This is a genomic window from Chimaeribacter arupi (genome assembly GCF_002858805.1).
Classification (GTDB): Bacteria; Pseudomonadota; Gammaproteobacteria; order Enterobacterales; family Enterobacteriaceae; genus Chimaeribacter; species Chimaeribacter arupi.
Map to the genome: position 1 here is coordinate 20,734 of NZ_PJZI01000033.1, position 16,911 is coordinate 37,644.

General features: G+C 60.6%; 14 protein-coding genes. 10 read left to right on the plus strand and 4 right to left on the minus strand.

Annotated elements, in window-relative coordinates; genetic code table 11:
* Nucleotides 1-2: 2 nt before the first annotated feature.
* The 3 genes from CYR52_RS17390 to psiE all read left to right on the plus strand — a co-directional run bounded on the left by CYR52_RS17390 (nt 3) and on the right by psiE (nt 3,414).
* A complete protein-coding gene (locus CYR52_RS17390; protein WP_072933662.1) occupies nt 3-758 on the plus strand; it encodes a capsule biosynthesis GfcC D2 domain-containing protein in 756 nt (251 codons plus the stop codon).
* On the plus strand, nt 758-2,848 hold the full coding sequence (locus CYR52_RS17395) for a YjbH domain-containing protein (RefSeq protein WP_072933659.1): 2,091 nt from the start codon (nt 758-760) through the stop codon (nt 2,846-2,848). The genes CYR52_RS17390 and CYR52_RS17395 overlap by 1 nt, the downstream gene beginning before the upstream one ends.
* 158 nt (nt 2,849-3,006) lie before the next feature.
* Nucleotides 3,007-3,414, plus strand: coding sequence for a phosphate-starvation-inducible protein PsiE (gene psiE, locus CYR52_RS17400; protein WP_072932919.1), 408 nt, complete (start codon nt 3,007-3,009; stop codon nt 3,412-3,414).
* An 85-nt stretch (nt 3,415-3,499) separates the two neighbouring features.
* Here the strand turns inward: psiE and malG are convergent, their stop codons facing one another.
* From malG to malE, 3 genes are all read right to left on the minus strand, one after another.
* Nucleotides 3,500-4,390: a maltose ABC transporter permease MalG gene (gene malG / locus CYR52_RS17405; protein WP_072932921.1), complete on the minus strand. Its 891-nt coding sequence runs from the start codon at nt 4,388-4,390 to the stop codon at nt 3,500-3,502.
* 12 nt (nt 4,391-4,402) lie between these two features.
* On the minus strand, nt 4,403-5,974 hold the full coding sequence (gene malF / locus CYR52_RS17410) for a maltose ABC transporter permease MalF (protein WP_072932924.1): 1,572 nt from the start codon (nt 5,972-5,974) through the stop codon (nt 4,403-4,405).
* A gap of 78 nt (nt 5,975-6,052) precedes the next feature.
* Nucleotides 6,053-7,264 (minus strand): maltose/maltodextrin ABC transporter substrate-binding protein MalE, encoded by a 1,212-nt coding sequence (malE, locus tag CYR52_RS17415; protein WP_072932926.1) that lies wholly within the window; start codon nt 7,262-7,264, stop codon nt 6,053-6,055.
* Nucleotides 7,265-7,660: 396 nt separating this feature from the next.
* Here malE and malK point away from each other — a divergent pair, with 396 nt between their 5' ends.
* From malK to ubiA, 5 genes are all read left to right on the plus strand, one after another.
* Nucleotides 7,661-8,770, plus strand: coding sequence for a maltose/maltodextrin ABC transporter ATP-binding protein MalK (malK, locus tag CYR52_RS17420; protein ID WP_101829050.1), 1,110 nt, complete (start codon nt 7,661-7,663; stop codon nt 8,768-8,770).
* Between the two features lie 44 nt (nt 8,771-8,814).
* Nucleotides 8,815-10,089 (plus strand): maltoporin, encoded by a 1,275-nt coding sequence (locus CYR52_RS17425; protein WP_072932931.1) that lies wholly within the window; start codon nt 8,815-8,817, stop codon nt 10,087-10,089.
* A gap of 141 nt (nt 10,090-10,230) precedes the next feature.
* Entirely contained in the window at nt 10,231-11,166 is a 936-nt protein-coding gene (gene malM / locus CYR52_RS17430) for a maltose operon protein MalM (protein ID WP_101829051.1), read from the plus strand.
* 210 nt (nt 11,167-11,376) lie between these two features.
* Nucleotides 11,377-11,991 (plus strand): chorismate lyase, encoded by a 615-nt coding sequence (locus tag CYR52_RS17435; RefSeq protein ID WP_101829052.1) that lies wholly within the window; start codon nt 11,377-11,379, stop codon nt 11,989-11,991.
* A 16-nt stretch (nt 11,992-12,007) separates the two neighbouring features.
* Nucleotides 12,008-12,871 carry a 4-hydroxybenzoate octaprenyltransferase gene (gene ubiA, locus CYR52_RS17440; protein ID WP_246538611.1) on the plus strand — a complete coding sequence of 288 codons (864 nt, stop codon included), beginning with the start codon at nt 12,008-12,010 and terminating at the stop codon, nt 12,869-12,871.
* A 178-nt stretch (nt 12,872-13,049) separates the two neighbouring features.
* On the opposite strand, the gene plsB is transcribed toward ubiA, so the two are convergent.
* A complete protein-coding gene (gene plsB / locus CYR52_RS17445) occupies nt 13,050-15,527 on the minus strand; it encodes a glycerol-3-phosphate 1-O-acyltransferase PlsB (protein WP_072932941.1) in 2,478 nt (825 codons plus the stop codon).
* A gap of 125 nt (nt 15,528-15,652) precedes the next feature.
* Here plsB and CYR52_RS17450 point away from each other — a divergent pair, with 125 nt between their 5' ends.
* Nucleotides 15,653-16,021 carry a diacylglycerol kinase gene (locus tag CYR52_RS17450; protein ID WP_072932943.1) on the plus strand — a complete coding sequence of 123 codons (369 nt, stop codon included), beginning with the start codon at nt 15,653-15,655 and terminating at the stop codon, nt 16,019-16,021.
* Nucleotides 16,022-16,161: 140 nt separating this feature from the next.
* On the plus strand, nt 16,162-16,770 hold the full coding sequence (lexA, locus tag CYR52_RS17455; protein WP_072932946.1) for a transcriptional repressor LexA: 609 nt from the start codon (nt 16,162-16,164) through the stop codon (nt 16,768-16,770).
* Nucleotides 16,771-16,911: the final 141 nt, after the last annotated feature.

The window sequence follows — 16,911 nt, forward strand, 5'->3', positions numbered from 1 at the left end:
CCATGAAAAAACGTCTCTTACTTGGAGTAAGCCTGAGCGTTGGCCTGGCTGCGTCCGCGTTCGCGGAGAGCCACGTCACGGTGTATTTACCGGAGCAGGCCGGCAGCGTCACGGTTGACGGCGCCCGGGACCTCAGTGAACTGGTGATGAATCCGGCGTTGTTTAACCGTACCTGGTGGCCGGGCACGGTGATCGCTGCGCCGCAGGCCACCGCACACCAGCAGGCGATGAAGCAGGCGGTGCTGGCCTCCCTGAGCGCGCTGGCCGCCACCTTCCGCCAGGATGATGACGGTGACCTGGCTGCCGCCGCCGACAACCTGCACCAGCAGGTGTCGCAGCTGACGGTGACCGGCCGCCAGTTTGTGCCGCTCGACCCGGACGACGTGCGCATCCGGCCGGAGCACAACCGCCGCCTGGAAGGGGAGTACAGCGTCTATACCCTGCAACGGCCGACTACCGTGCGCCTGTTCGGGCTATTCGAGAACAGCGGCCCGCAGCCGTTTGTCCCGGCGCAGGATGCCAAAACCTATCTCGACAACCACGCCCCGCTGGCGGGGTACGATAAAAACCAGGTCTGGCTGATTCAGCCCGACGGCGCCACCCGGCAGGTGCCGGTCGCCTACTGGAACCACCGCCGCGCCGAACCGGCACCGGGCAGCACGCTCTTTGTGGGCTTTTCCGCCCACGTCTTACCCAGCGCTTACCGCGATCTGAACCTGCGGATTCTGGCGCTGTTGACCAACCGGGTCCCTGACTAATGAAAAGATCCTATGTTATCAGCGCACTGGCGATGGCTGTGGCCGCGGGCGTGCAGGCTTCCCCTTACACCGAACCGCTGGGGCCGTCGCAGGGCGACTTCGGCGGTGTCGGCCTGATGCAGGTGCCGACCGGGCGCATGGCGAAAGAGGGCGAATTCAGCCTTAACCTGCGCCACAACGACCAGTACCGCTTCTATTCCCTGGCCGTGCAGCCCTTCCCGTGGCTGGAAGCCACCATCCGCTACACCGACGTGCGCACCCGCAAATACAGCAGCGATGAGGCATTCAGCGGCGACCAGACCTACAAAGATAAGGGCGTCGACCTGAAACTGCGCCTGTGGGAAGAGGGCTACTGGCTGCCGGAAACCTCCGTCGGCATCCGCGACTTCGGCGGCACCGGGCTGTTTGACAGCGAATTCATCGCCGCCAGCAAAGCCTGGGGGCCGCTCGATTTCACCCTCGGCCTGGGCTGGGGTTACCTCGGCAACAGCGGCAACGTGAAAAACCCGTTCTGTGAGGCCAAGGCGAGTTACTGCTACCGTAACAACGTGCAGGGCGAAGCCGGTGAGTTCAACGGGAAAAACTTCTTCCACGGCCCGGCCTCACTGTTCGGCGGCATCGAATACCAGACGCCATGGCAGCCGCTGCGCCTGAAAGTCGAGTATGAAGGCAACGACTACCAGGGCGATTTCGCCGGCACCATCAAACAGGATTCGAAAGTGAACGTCGGGGCGGTCTACCGCATGACGGACTGGGCCGACGTCAACCTGAGCTGGGAGCGCGGCAACACCCTGATGGCCGGCGTCACCCTGCGCACCAACTTCAATGAGATGTCGCAGCGCCACATCGACCCGCCGCCGCAGCCTTACCAGCCGCAGCCGCAGGACGCCATCCTTGACCATCAGGTCATCGGTGAGCAACTGGCCGCCTTGCAGGACAACGCCGGTTACACCGCGCCGCACATCCAGGTGAAAGACCGTACGCTCTACATGACCGGCGAGCAAAACCGCTACCGTGACAACAATGCGGCCATTGCGCGTGCCAACCGTATCCTGATCAACCGGCTGCCGGACGGGATAGAGACCCTGAACGTTACTGATACCAGCATGAATATGCCGATCTCCAGTACCGTGACCAGCGTGGAGAGCCTGAAGCAGCAGCTGGAGGGCTACCCGCTCGGGCAGGAGAAACCGCTGTTGCAGCACCGCGCCGACCCGCACCTGCCGGAACGGGCGGAGCAGGGTTACTACGTGGAGAAAAGCACCTTCAGTGCCGGGCTGGCACCGGTGCTGAACCAGTCGATCGGCGGCCCGGAAGATTTCTACATGTATCAGGTCGGTATTCAGGGCAGCGCCGACTGGTGGATGACCCACCACCTGCTGGCCTCCGGCTCGCTGTTCCTGAACCTGTTCAACAACTATGACAAGTTCAACTACAAGGGGCCGCCGGCTGACAGCTCCCTGCCGCGTGTGCGTACCCGCATCCGTGAGTATGTCGATAACAACGACCTCTACCTGAACAATGCACAGTTGACGTATATGAACCGCCTGGGCGACGGCTGGTACGGCCAGATCTACGGCGGCTACCTGGAGCAGATGTACGGCGGCGTGGGCGCGGAAGTGCTCTACCGCCCGCTGGACAGCCGCTGGGCAGTCGGCGTGGACGCCAACTACGTCAAGCAACGTGACTGGGACAGCCCGCTGCATTTCACCCAGTACAAAACCCAGACCGGCAACCTGACTGCCTACTGGCAGCCGCGTTTCCTGGACGGGGTGCTGGTCAAAGCCAGCGTCGGGCAGTATCTGGCGAAAGACAAAGGCGGCACGCTCGACGTCTCCAAGCGTTTCGACAGCGGCGTGATTGTCGGGGCATTTGCCACCAAGACCAACGTCTCGGCGGAGGAGTATGGGGAAGGGGAGTTCACCAAGGGCTTCTATATCTCGGTGCCGCTGGACATCCTGACCGTGCAGCCAAGCCGGACACGTGCGCAGATCAACTGGATACCGCTGACCCGCGACGGCGGCCAGATGCTTGGCCGCAAATACCAGCTCTACAACATCACCGACAGCCGCTCGCCCTACTTCAACTAAGGGCAACCCGGCAGGCGTCACCCACCCAACCCCGGCAATGCCGGGGTTTTTTATGGGCATGAGAAGGGTAAACGCACAGGGGCAACGTCCTTCCCTTGTCCCGCCCGGCCCGCATTCTGTATGCTGCTGAAACGATTTAATGACTAAAGAGATTCCTAATGGGCGGTTCACCACGCGGCATCATGATATCCGTTATCATGCAGCGTATTTTGAATGTGTTTTTACTGGGGCTGGGCGCTATCCTGCTGCTGTTTCTGGGGCGGGAAACCTACCATCTGACGCTGGTATTGTTCGTAAACGGCGATGAGCCGTCGTCATACCTGCTGATTGAAGGGATTGTGATTTACTTCCTCTACTTTGAGTTTATCGCATTGATTGTAAAGTATTTCTCTTCCGGGTATCACTTCCCGCTGCGCTATTTCATCTACATCGGCATCACGGCGATTATCCGGCTTATCATCGTTGACCACAAAAACCCGCTGGATACGCTTATCTATTCTGCGGCCATTCTGGTGCTGGTGGTCACGCTGTTCCTCGCCAATTCCGACCGGTTGAAGCGCGAATAGCGCCTGCGGCCCGGCATAAAAAAGGCGGCCCGCAACGGCCGCCCAACACAAAGGTAAGTCAAACAAGAACGGCGCAAAACGAGGGTTACCCCTTCACCCCCCCGGCAGTCAGGCCACCGACCAGCCAGCGCTGGGCCAGCAGGAAGATGGCGGTGATCGGGATGGCGGAGAGCACGGCAGAGGCGGCAAAATCGCCCCATAAATAGTTCTGCGGGTTGAGGTATTGCTGCATCCCAACGGCCAGGGTGTAGCTGTTCACATCACGCAGCAGCAGCGAGGCCACCGGCACTTCGGTGATCGCGGCAATAAATGACAGAATAAACACCACCGCCAGAATCGGCACCGACAGCGGCAGCAACACCAGCCGGAACGCCTGCCACGGCGTGGCACCGTCCAGTGAGGCGGCTTCCTCCAGCGAATTATCAATCGTCCCGAAATAGCCCTTTATCGTCCACACATGCAGCGCGATGCCGCCCATATAGGCGAAGATCACCCCGCCGTGGGTGTTCAGCCCGATAAACGGCAGGTACTGGCCGATGCGGTCAAACAGCGCATACAGCGCCACCAGTGACAGCACCGCCGGGAACATCTGGAAAATCAGCATCCCTTTCAGCAGGCTGCTTTTGCCGCGAAAGCGCATCCGCGCAAAGGCGTAGGCGCAGGTGGTAGAGAGCGTCACGATGCCGATGGCGGTGATAAACGCCACCTTCACCGAATTCCACAGCCACAACAGCACCGGGAAGGGCGGCGGCGTCACGCTGCCGTCAGCGTGGGTGACGCTCAAGCCCAGCGCCAGCCGCCAGTGGTCCCAGGAGATTTGATCGGGGATCAGGCTGCCGGTGGCGAAGTTGCCGGGGCGCAGCGAAATCGCCACCACCATCAGCAGCGGGAACATAATCATCGCTACAAACGCGATCAGCAGCAGGTGTGTCACCAGCAGGCGTACGCGCTGCGATTTTGGTTTTACCATGCCCATTGGCGGCTCTCCTTAGTCAAAGTTCATCTTGGTGGCTTTCAGGTTAAGGATTGCCAGTGCGCCCACCAGCAGGAAAATCAGCGTGGCAATCGCGGCCGCCAGCCCGAAGTCCTGCCCGCCGCCGCCTTCAAAGGCGATGCGGTAGGTGAAGCTCACCAGCAGGTCGGTATACCCGGCCGGGGTGGTGGTGCCGAGCCGGTCGGGGCCGCCGTTGGTCAGCAGCTGGATCAGCACAAAGTTATTAAAGTTAAAGGCGAAGCTGGCGATCATCAGCGGCGTCAGCGGGGTGATCAGCAGCGGCAGCGTGATGCGGAAGAAGTTCTGGAACGGTGTGGCGCCGTCCATCGCCGAGGCTTCATACAAATCATCCGGGATCGCCTTCAACAGCCCCATGCAGAGGATCATCATGTAGGGGTAGCCGAGCCAGGTGTTCACAATCAGAATCATCGCCTTGGCGGTGGTCGGGTCGCTGAACCAGGCGGGTTTAATACCGAACAGCGCGCCGAGCATCAGGTTGATCTCACCGAAACTCTGGTTAAACAGCCCCTTGAAAATCAGGATCGAAATAAACGACGGCACCGCATAGGGCAGGATCAGCAGCACGCGGTAGAGCGCCTTGCCTTTCAGCGCCTCCCACTGCACCACACAGGCCAGCACCATACCCACCGCCACGGTCAGTACCACCGTCAGCAGCGAGAACACAATCGTCCAGGCGAAAATCGACAGGAACGGTTTCTGGATGCCCTCATCCTGCATCACGCGCAGGAAGTTTTGCCAGCCGATGCCCACGGTAAAGCCGGGGCTGAGTTTTTCCGCCTGCCAGTTGCCCTGGGCATCCACGGCCTGATAGAAGCCGGTGTCCGGGTTTGGTTTGTAGACCACCTGGGTCTGGTTGTTGGTCAGCGTGGTGCCGTCGTCCGCCCGCGTATAGAGCGGTGCGGTGCCGGAGAACTGGCGCAGGGAGCTCATGCGCAGGTTAACGCCCTGCGGCAGGCGCGCCACCAGCGCGGCCATCGCCTGACGGTTCTGGGTGATCACACGCAGGGTGGCTTTGTCCCCTTCCGGCGCGGTCTGTTGCGCCTGCATCTCCAGCGGCGGCGGGTTCGGCCCCAGGCTGAACGGCTGCGAAATCCACTGGCTGTTTTTCACCGGGTCGGTGAGTTGCAGGCGCCACTTGTCGCCCGCCGGGTAGAGCGCGAAGGCGTAGGTGTCACCGGCCTGATACTGGCGCTGCATCAGCACGGATTGCGCGCGCTCAAAAGTCAGCTGGTTGGTGCTGCTGTAGTTGGTAAACGCAATGGCGATGGTGGCGACCAGCGGGAACAGCACAAACAATCCCATCCCGGCAAGCCCAGGGTAAACATAGCGCCAGGCATAGGCGCGGCGGTTGGCAAAGACATACAGCCCGGCGCTCAGCAGCACTAACGTAACAATGGCAAACAAATATTCACCCTGCGCATACATCAGCACCACCAGATAGGCAGTAAACAGGGAGAACAGGCCAATAACCAACCACTTCAGCGGATCGCTCTGCCACCAGGCGGTGGGTTTACGGCCGGCACGATCGGTACGGGTCAACTGCATAACGACGTTCCTTGCGATAAGACTGAGGGAGGATACGCCCGCCGCCCGGCCGGGGCGGCAGGGCGGCGGGGCGGGGCATTACTTGGTGATGCGGGCCTGCACGTCATCCAGTGCCTGTTTCACACTCTGGCGGCCGGAGACGGCGTTGATCACCGCGCTGCGTTCGGCATACCAGAAGGCGCTCATCTGTGGGATATTCGGCATGATTTCGCCGTTCTGCGAGTTCTGCATGGTGGCGGCGATCTTCGGATCTTTCTCCAGCTGTGCCTGGTAAGACTTCAGCGCCACCGCACCGAGCGGCTTGTCTTTGTTCACCTGCGCCAGCCCTTCGTCCGTCAGCAGGTAGTTCTCCAGGAATTCGGTGGCCAGCTCTTTATTCGGGCTGGCGGCGTTGATCCCGGCAGTCAGCACACCGACGAACGGTTTGGACGGCTTGCCTTTGAAGGTCGGCAGCACGGCCACGCCGTAGTTGATTTTGCTCTGCTCGATGTTGCCCCACGCCCACGGGCCGTTGATGGTCATCGCCGTCTGGCCTTTGTTGAAGGCCGCTTCCGCGATGGAGAAATCGGTGTCGGCGTTGATGTGCTTGTTCTTCACCAGATCAACGATGAATTGCAGCCCGGCCTGTGACCCGGCATTGTTCACCCCGACGTTTTTCACATCATATTTACCGTTCTCCAGCTTGTAGGCGTAGCCGCCGTCCGCCGCGATAATCGGCCAGGTGAAGTAGGGCTCCTGCAGGTTCCACATGATGGCGCTCTTGCCTTTGGCGCGCATTTCTTTGTCCAGCGCTGGGATCTCTTCCCAGGTTTTCGGCGGGGTTTTGATCAGGTCTTTGTTGTAAATCAGTGACAGCGCTTCCACGGCCACCGGGTAACCGATCACCTTGCCGTCAAATTTCACGGCGTCCCAGGTGAAGGGGAAGAGTTTGTCCTTTGTCGCCTGGGACGGGGTGATCTCCGCCAGCAGGCCGGACTGGGCATAGCCGCCGAAACGGTCATGCGCCCAGAAGATGATGTCCGGGCCGTCGCCGGTGGCGGCCACCTGCGGGTACTTCTCTTCCAGCTTGTCCGGGTGCTCCACGCTCACTTTGATGCCGGTGTCTTTTTCAAAGCGTTTGCCCACTTCCGCCAGCCCGTTATAGCCCTTGTCACCGTTGATCCAGATGACCAGTTTGCCCTCTTCAATTTTGGCCAGAGCCGGGGCAGCGAGCACCAGCGTGGCCAGCGCAGAGAGTGCCAGCGTGCGGCTAAAGCGGGTGGCGCCAGACTTATTACGTGTGTGAGTCATAATCCTGTCCTGTTATCCGTGTCTGTAGGCAGCGACGCAGGCAGCCCTGAAAAGCTGGTGCGGCCGGGGTGAAAGAGTTTCAGCGTGGTCATAGTCGTTCACAATCCGACATACACTCATCCTCCCCCCCTCTACGCCCCCACAAATGGAGTTGTGACCGGCTTAACACTCCGGCCGGTTATGTGGCATCCGGCACACAATCAACAGGCTATTTTTGTAAGCCGGATCACAAACTTGGCATCAGGGCGGAACTTTTGTACCCCCGCTGTTGCAGCTCATCCTCCCGGCTCCTCCCCCACGAAAAACCTTGTTACGGATGATTACCGGCTGATTACAAACGCGCATCCTCACCACCAATTATTCGCCACATAAATTTTTGGCAGAAAGGAGTCTTGCATGGCAGGCGTTACGCTGCGGCACGTACATAAAGCCTACGGTGAAACCGTTATCTCTAAAGACATTAACCTGACCATCGATGACGGCGAGTTTGTGGTCTTCGTCGGGCCGTCGGGTTGTGGGAAGTCAACGTTGCTGCGGATGATTGCCGGGCTGGAGGAGATCACCTCCGGTGACCTGCTGATTGGTGAAAAGCGCATGAATGAGGTGCCGCCCGCTGAGCGCGGCATCGGCATGGTGTTCCAGTCCTACGCCCTTTACCCCCACCTGTCGGTGGCGGACAACATGTCGTTTGGCCTGAAACTGGCCGGCACCAAAAAGAGCCTGATCGGCCAGCGGGTCAACCAGGTGTCTGAAATCCTGCAACTGGCGCACCTGCTGGACCGCCGCCCGAAAGCACTCTCCGGCGGCCAGCGCCAGCGCGTCGCCATCGGCCGCACGCTGGTGGCGGAGCCGGATGTCTTCCTGCTGGATGAGCCGCTCTCCAACCTTGACGCCGCGTTGCGGGTGCAGATGCGCATTGAGATCTCCCGCCTGCACAAGCGCCTGAAGCGCACGATGATTTACGTCACCCACGATCAGGTCGAGGCGATGACCCTGGCCGACAAAATCGTGGTGCTGGACGCCGGGCGCGTGGCGCAGGTGGGCAAGCCGCTGGCGCTCTACCACTACCCGGCCAACCGCTTTGTTGCCGGGTTTATCGGCTCGCCGAAGATGAACTTCCTGCCGGTCAAGGCGATCGCCGCCGAGGCGGAACGGGTGCAGGTTGAACTGCCGAACCGCCAGCTGGTCTGGCTGCCGGTGGCCGGGCAGGGCGTCCAGCCCGGCAGCAACCTGTCGCTCGGCATCCGGCCGGAGCACCTGCTGCCGAGCGATGCCTCAGAGGTGACGCTCGCCGGTGAGGTGCAGGTGGTCGAGCAACTGGGCAACGAAACCCAAATCCATATCCAAATCCCTGCGCTGCGTCAGAACCTGGTCTACCGCCAGAATGACGTTGTGCTGGTAGAAGAAGGTGCAACATTCGCTATCGGCCTGCCGCCGCATCGCTGTCATCTGTTCCGTGAGGATGGCTCGGCATGCCAACGGCTGCATGGCGAGCCGGGCGTTTAAAGCACGCACATGCCATCAGGCAAATCCATAACAGGAGATTTTAGATGTCTACTCTGCGCATTGTACCTCTGGCACTGGCGGTTGCGGCCGGTGTGATCTCTACTCAGGCGGCGGCGGTTGATTTCACCGGTTACGCCCGTTCCGGCATCGGCTGGAGCGGCAGCGGCGGTGAGCAACAATGTTTCCAGGCAACCGGCGCCCAGAGCAAATACCGTCTCGGTAACGAGTGCGAAACCTATGCTGAACTGAAATTCGGCCAGGAAGTGTGGAAAGAGGGCGACAAGAGCTTCTACTTCGACACCAACGTCGCCTACTCCGTTTCCCAGGAGAACGACTGGGAAGCCACTGAACCGGCTTTCCGTGAAGCCAACATCAAAGGTAAAAACCTGATTGATGCCCTGCCGGGTGCCACCATCTGGGCCGGTAAGCGCTTCTACCAGCGCCATGACGTGCACATGATCGACTTCTACTACTGGGACATCTCCGGCCCGGGTGCGGGTCTGGAAGATATCGATCTCGGCTTCGGCAAGCTCTCCCTGGCTGCCACCCGCAGCACCGAAAGCGGCGGCTCAATCGGCTACATCAATAATGACCGTGAAGAAGTCCCGACCTCCAACGACGTGTTTGACGTGCGTCTGGCCGGCCTGGCGGTGAACCCGGGCGGTACGCTGGAACTCGGCCTCGACTACGGCCGCGCCAACGCCCGTGACGGTTACTCGCTGGATGACAACGCCAGCAAAGACGGCTTCCTGGTCACCGGTGAGCACGTCCAGAGCTACATGGACGGCTTCAACAAATTCGTGCTGCAGTACGCGACTGACGGCATGAGCACCAACAACGCCAACGCCGGGCGCTCGCAGGGCGCACTGGTCAATAACGACGGCCACATGATCCGTGTGCTGGACCACGGTGCCATCACCCTGGCCGAGAAATGGGACCTGATGTACGTCGCCATGTATCAGGATGTTGACCGCGACAACAACAACGGCACCACCTGGTACACCGTGGGTGTGCGCCCGATGTACAAATGGACGCCGATCATGAGCACCCTGCTGGAAGTGGGCTATGACAATGTGAAATCGCAGGAAACCGGCGACCGCAACGGCCAGTACAAAGTCACCCTGGCGCAACAGTGGCAGGCGGGTAACACCATCTGGTCACGCCCGGCGATCCGTGTGTTTGCCACCTACGCCAAATGGGATGAGAAATGGGGTTATGACGAGGCGGGTGTCGCCGCGCGTGACACCGACCTGACCACCTTCAGCCGCGGCGATGATGACGAAGTCAGCTTCGGTGCGCAGATGGAGATCTGGTGGTAATACCGCGCGCCGCCGGGGCGATCCGGCGGCCGTGACCGGCACCCGGCCGGTCAACCTGTTATGGATGGTTTCAGAGATTAGCCGGCGCAGTGCATTGCCTGCCTGACGCCGGCACTCCCGTTCCACAAAAAGGGCTTCATCATGAAAAAAACACTGCTTTCCCTCTGCCTCACCCTGAGCATCGGGGCGATGGCACCGATGGCGGCACACGCCATCTCCCTGACTTCTTCTCCTTCCCCGGCGGTATCCAGTGATGTCTCTACCGCCCCGACGATTTCCCCTGAGGCGTTGCAGCAGCTCCCCTGGGTGCCGCTGGTACCGCCTGCTAATGAAACCCTTACCCTGAACGGCAGCAGCAGCCGCATCAACCAGGGCGATGTACAGGGTGCGGTGGCCGCCTTTGCCCTGCCTGCCGACCGCGGCTCGCTGGAGATCCGGCTGACCAGCGTGGCAGAAAACCGCTCGGTTTACGCCCCGAACGTGCTGGTGCTGGACGAACAGATGCGTCCGGCGGCGTTCTATCCCAGCAGCTATTTCCCGTATCAGCAGCCGGGCGTGATCTCCAGCGACCGGCTGGAAGGCACGCTGAAACTGACCCCGGCGTTGGGCCAGAAGCAGATCTATCTGCTGGTTTACACCACCCGGCAGGATCTGGCGCGCACCACACAAATGGTGGACCCGGCCAAAGCCTATGCGGCGGGCGTCGGTAACGCGGTGCCGGCCATCCCTGATCCGGTGGCGCGCCACAGTGACAGCGGCACGCTGAAAATCAAAATCAGCGCTGAACAGCAGTCCGGCAATATCATGATTGGCCAGGCGGTCACCGCCCCGGCCCCGGCACCGGTGGTGGTCGGCAATACCGCACGTCCTGCCCCGGCCGCTGCACCGGCCCCGGCTCCGGCCAAACCCACAGAGCCGATGCTTAATGACACCGAAAGCTACTTCAATCAGGCCATCACCAAAGCCGTGAAAGCCGGTGAAATTGATAAAGCCCTGAAACTGCTGGATGAAGCAGAACGCCTCGGTTCGAAAACCGCGCGTCAAACATTTATCGGCAGCGTGAAAGGCAAGGGGTAACTCCCCACGCCGCCGTTTGTGGCTGGATGATTGGTGCGCTGCGGCGCACCTTTTTTCGTGGCCGCCCGGCTGCCCGGCCTGCCTGTCCCGCACGGTACGGCCGTCAGGTATTGCCGCCAGGTTAGTAGCTTGTTAATACACCCATTCCCCTAATGCTTTTCTGCGTTACAATAGCGCCCTGAATGTCCAGCCCGGTTTGAAAGAGTCCCCATGCCTGACGCGCGTCTCATCCCTGCTTCCCTGCACTGGCTTGGCCCGGCCGACCCGGTGCCGCCGCACATTGCCGACTGGCTGGGCGAAATCGGCTCCATGACCCGGCGTTTTGAACAACATTGCCGTGAGGTCACGGTGCAGCCGGTGAAAGAAGGGTTTATTACCCGCGCGGCATTGCGGCCGGAAGAGGCCGCCGACTTGCCCGACAGCCCGCGCTATTGGCTGCGTGAAATTGTGCTGCTGGGTGACGGCGTCCCCTGGCTGCTGGGGCGCACCGTTATCCCGGAAGAGACGCTGACCGGCCCGGATCGCGCGCTGGTAGACCTCGGCACCGTGCCGCTGGGGCGTTATCTGTTCGGCGGCGCGGCGCTGACGCGGGATTACATCTGTTTTGGCCTGACAGGCCAAGGGCCTGGCCTGGCCCACGGGGCATTTGATCAGCGCAGCGGGCATTCCCGCCGGGCAACCGGCGCAGAGCAGGGCGTAGGCGCCTGCTGGGCCAGGCGCTCACGCCTGCGGCTGTCGGGCAAACCGCTGTTGCTGACGGAACTTTTTCTTGCGGATGCGCCGGTCTACCGCGCGCCGCAGCCAACACACCAGGAGGGGAGATAAGGTGGAGGCAACTGTAATGCAGAGCAAATGGCGGGCGTATTGCCGCCTGATGCGGATTGATAAACCCATTGGTTCCCTGCTGCTGCTGTGGCCGACCCTCTGGGCGCTGTGGCTGGCCGCCGGGGGCGTGCCGCCGCTGAAGCTGCTGCTGGTGTTTGTGCTGGGAGTGTTTTTCATGCGCGCTGCCGGGTGCGTGGTGAATGATTACGCTGACCGCAAATTTGACGGCCATGTGAAACGCACCGCCGGGCGGCCGCTGCCGAGCGGCCAGATCACCTCCGGGCAGGCCAAGCGGCTGTTTGTGGGGCTGGTGCTGATTTCATTCGGGCTGGTGTTAACCCTGAACGGCATGACGATTGCCCTGTCGCTGGTGGCGCTGGCGCTGGCCTGGATGTACCCGTTTATGAAGCGGGTGACGCACCTGCCGCAGGTGGTGCTGGGCGCGGCGTTTGGCTGGGCGATACCGATGGCGTTTTCAGCGGTCGGGGAGAGCCTGCCGCTGACCTGCTGGCTGCTGTTTATCGCCAACCTCTGCTGGACGGTGGCCTACGACACGCAATACGCGATGGTTGACCGGGATGATGACCTGAAGATTGGGGTGAAATCCACCGCCATCCTGTTTGGCGCGCAGGACAAGCTGATTATCGGCCTGCTGCAACTGGCGACGCTGGTATTGATGGTCATCGTGGGGCAGCTGATGCAGCTCGGCGCGGTCTATTACGGTGGGCTGGTGTTGGCGGGGGCGCTGTTCCTCTACCAGCAGAAGATGATTGCCGGCCGCCAGCGCGATCTCTGTTTCCGCGCGTTCCTGAATAATAACGCCGTGGGGATGGTGCTGTTCCTCGGCATTCTGGCCAGTTACCCGCCGTTCAGCGCCTGACCACCGGTTTTCCTGCGAAACCCGGTAATGGGGCAGAAACCGCAACGCGGCGAGTATCGGAAACACCGCAATGGGGGCGGGGCGGCAAAACCCGCCACCGGGTGATAACCAATAAAAAAGGGCACTGCGAACAGTGCCCTTTTTGCTGCCTGCCGCCCAAGGGGCGGGCAACGCGGTATCAGTTGGCGTCCGGGTCGGCCGCTGCCTGGGCTTCTGCCGTCACCAGCAGCGCATCGGCCGGGGTCATCACGCTTTCAATCGTCAGGCGCACTTCCGGCGTCATCAGATCACTCAGCATGTTATAGACCGCCAGCGTATGCTCCTGGATGGCATCGCCCACATCGTTGATGTAGCCTTCGGCGCGCAGCGTCCCCACCAGCGTCGAGAAGACCGCCTTGTCGAAGAACTCCGGCGCGTTGATGCCGTGCAGCACCGAGAGGCGCTGCGCCATGATACGGCTCTCTTTCTCCAGCGCACCGCGGCTGATGCTGGGGTTGGCGCTGAGCAGGGAGAGGGCAATCGCGTAGCGTTGCAGCGTCTCACGTACCCCGGCCGCCAGCAGTTGCAGCGGACGGATGCGGATCGGGTTAATCGCCAGCTCGTCACGGTCGGTGATGATCAGGTGCTGACGCGCCAGTTCATCGCACAGTGTGTCGAGCACGGCCGGTAACTCTTCCTTGGTGATGTGCAGGAACAGTTCCGCTTTCACCATCGGGTAGATCAGGCCAATCTGGCGCAGCAACTCCGCCCGGCTGACGCGGCGGTGATGCATCACGATGCTGGCAATCAGCGACGGCAGCACCAGCAGGTGGTGGATGTTGTTACGGTAGTAGGTCATCAGCACCGCCTGCTCACGCGGCAGGATGATGATGTCACCGATGTTGTCCTTCTCCACCTCGAACTTGTTCATCTTCAGCGCGTGGTCCAGCAGTTCCGCCGGGGTCTGGTCCGGTACCGTGACATCCCCGGCATACGGCACATTGCGCATCAGTTGCAGGTAGCACTCCAGCTGCTCCAGCAGTTGCTCACGGGTCAGCGAGCGCTGGCGGGAGGCGAGCAGGGCGGTGGAGCAGAGGTTCATGGCATTGGCGGCAGCGGCATTGTTGATGCGCACCATGATTTTGTCGGCCAGATCCTGCACCGTCGGCGTCAGCCAGCTTGGGCGCTGCGCCTCGATCGGGTCGATGGCGTCACGCCAGGCCGGGACATGCTGGTTCAGGTAGGTGGTCAGCGGCAGCGGTTCACCGAAGTTCACATAGCCTTCGCCGAGGTTGCGCAGCTTGCGCAGGCCGCGCAGCATCTGCAACAGGCTCTCTTTCTCTTTGGTCGCGCCGCGCAGCTCTTTGGCGTAGGTGCCCACTTCCATCACATGCTCATAACCGATGTAGATCGGCACCAGCGTAATGGGCCGGGTGCCGCCGCGCAGCATCGCCTGGATGGTCATTGCCAGTGTGCCGGTTTTCGGCTCCAGCAGGCGGCCGGTACGCGAGCGCCCGCCCTCAACAAAGTATTCCACGGAGTAGCCGCGGGTGAACAGCTCACCCAGGTATTCACGGAACACAGTGGAGTAGAGTTTGTTGCCCTTGAAGGTACGGCGGATAAAGAACGCGCCGAGGCGGCGGAAAATCGGGCCGGCGGGCCAGAAGTTCAGGTTGATCCCGGCCGCGATATGCGGCGGCACCAGCCCTTGATGGTAGAGCACATAGGAGAGCAGCAGGTAGTCCATGTGGCTGCGGTGGCACGGCACATAAACGATTTCCTGGCCGTCCTGCGCCAGCTGGCGCACGCGTTCGGCGTTACTGACGTTGATGCCCTGATAGAGGCGGTTCCACGTCCAGCTCAGCACCCGGTCAGAGAGGCGCACGGTCTCGTAAGAGAAGTCCGCGGCGATCTCTTCCATCAGCGCGATGGCGTTCTGCTGCGCTTTGTCATGGGAGATCTTTTTGCTGCGCGCTTCATCTTCCACGGCTTTTTCAATCGCTTTGGAGGCGAGCAGCTTATTGAACAGATCCTGGCGGGCGGGCAGGCGCGGGCCGACGGCGGCCAGCCGCTGTCGGGCAAAATGCATCCGGGCGACGCGCGCCAGCTTCTGCGCAATGGTCTTGTCGGTGCCGTGCTCGGTCGCCATATAGCGCAGCGACACGGTATTGGAGAAGCGGACAAAGCTGTCGCGCCCCAGCCAGAGCACGGCAAAGAACTTCTGGATGCCGTTCAGCAGGCGCAGGTGCGGCATCATCTGCCCTTCGCCCTCACGCCCCGGCGAGCGGCCGAACATCACCGACACCGGCAACATCTGGATGTCGAGCGTCGGGTTGCTGCGGTGCAGGTCGAGGTAGTCGTGGAACAGTTTCACCGACTCATGCTGCGGGGTGTAATAGCGGAAGAACCGCGGCCCCTGGCCGATAAACACATGGCTCGGCAGCAAATGGCCGTCAATCTCCAGCGGGATCAGCGGGTCCGGCAGGTTCTGCGCCAGGCACTGCTGGCGAAGGGTGAGCAGATCCGCGTCGGAATCATAAGGTAATACATAAAGTATCGGCCGGGTCGGGTCCAGGCGGAACTCCGTGACCGGATCGGCAGGGATCACCTTGCTTCTTACCAATAATTTGAGCGGTAAGTTTAAAAGGGAATAATAAAGTTTGCGCCAACCTGACATAAAAATGTGAAGCCTCATAGTAGCAATGCGCCGCAAGGATAGCAGAAAGCCGGGTGGAGATCTTTCGTGCCGCACGGGGGAATTCCCGCTAAAATGTTGTTAATTCATCCTAAGGTGCAGAAAGTATGGCAAATCAGACGACCGGGTTGATCCGCATCTACAAAGCTGCCGGCTACTCCGTAAAGGGCGTGCTCGCGGCCTGGAAAAATGAAGCCGCATTCCGGCAGGAAGCCATCATGGTCATCCCGGCTATGTTACTGGCTTTCTGGCTGGATGTGAGCACCGCCGAACGCATTCTGATGGTCTCTTCACTGTGGCTTATCCTTATTGTGGAAATTATCAACAGTGCCATAGAAGCCATCGTCGACCGTATCGGGCCGGAACTTCATCCGCTCTCCGGCCGCGCCAAAGATTTAGGGTCGGCGGCCGTTGCGCTGGCTATCATACTGACACTTTTTGTCTGGGCAATGGTTCTGCTGCCGCGATTGTTCTGAGTTGCGAAGTTTTACGCAAAAGTAACCGGTAAAGCAGGTAAATCGCGTCATAAACAGGCTTTTTCTTGTTTGTGCGGTTTTCAAGGGCGTGTTTGCTGTATATACTCCCAGCAAGACTGTATAAACAACCAGGGGGCGGGATGAAAGCATTAACAGCCAGACAGCAAGAGGTCTATGACCTTATTCGCGACCATATTTCCCAGACCGGTATGCCGCCGACGCGTGCCGAGATTGCGCAACGTTTGGGGTTCCGCTCACCCAACGCGGCCGAGGAGCACCTTAAGGCACTGTCGCGCAAAGGGGTGATCGAGATCATTTCCGGTGCCTCACGCGGCATCCGTTTGCTGATGGAAGAAGAAGACGGCCTGCCGCTGATCGGCCGTGTGGCCGCCGGTGAGCCGCTGCTGGCCCAGCAACATATTGAAAGCCACTACCAGATAGACCCGGCGATGTTTAAACCCAACGCGGATTTCCTGCTGCGTGTCAGCGGGATGTCGATGAAAGACATCGGGATTCTGGATGGTGACCTGCTGGCCGTGCATAAAACGCAGGACGCACGTAACGGGCAGGTCGTGGTTGCCCGTATTGATGATGAAGTAACCGTCAAGCGCCTGAAAAAGCAGGGCAACATCGTGCACCTGTTGCCGGAAAACAAAGAGTTTTCCCCGATTGTGGTTGATCTGCGCCAGCAGACCTTCTCTATTGAAGGGCTGGCCGTGGGCGTGATCCGCAACGGCGACTGGAGCTGACCAGTCAGGGGCGCGGCTAATGGAACCGGCCGCGCCTATACAGTCCTCCAGCTGTGCCTCATCGCCCCTTTATTGGGGCGATGTCGTTTTTAGCGTTCCGCATTCCGGCAAGTTTACGCCTGTAAGAAAAGTGACCCTTTC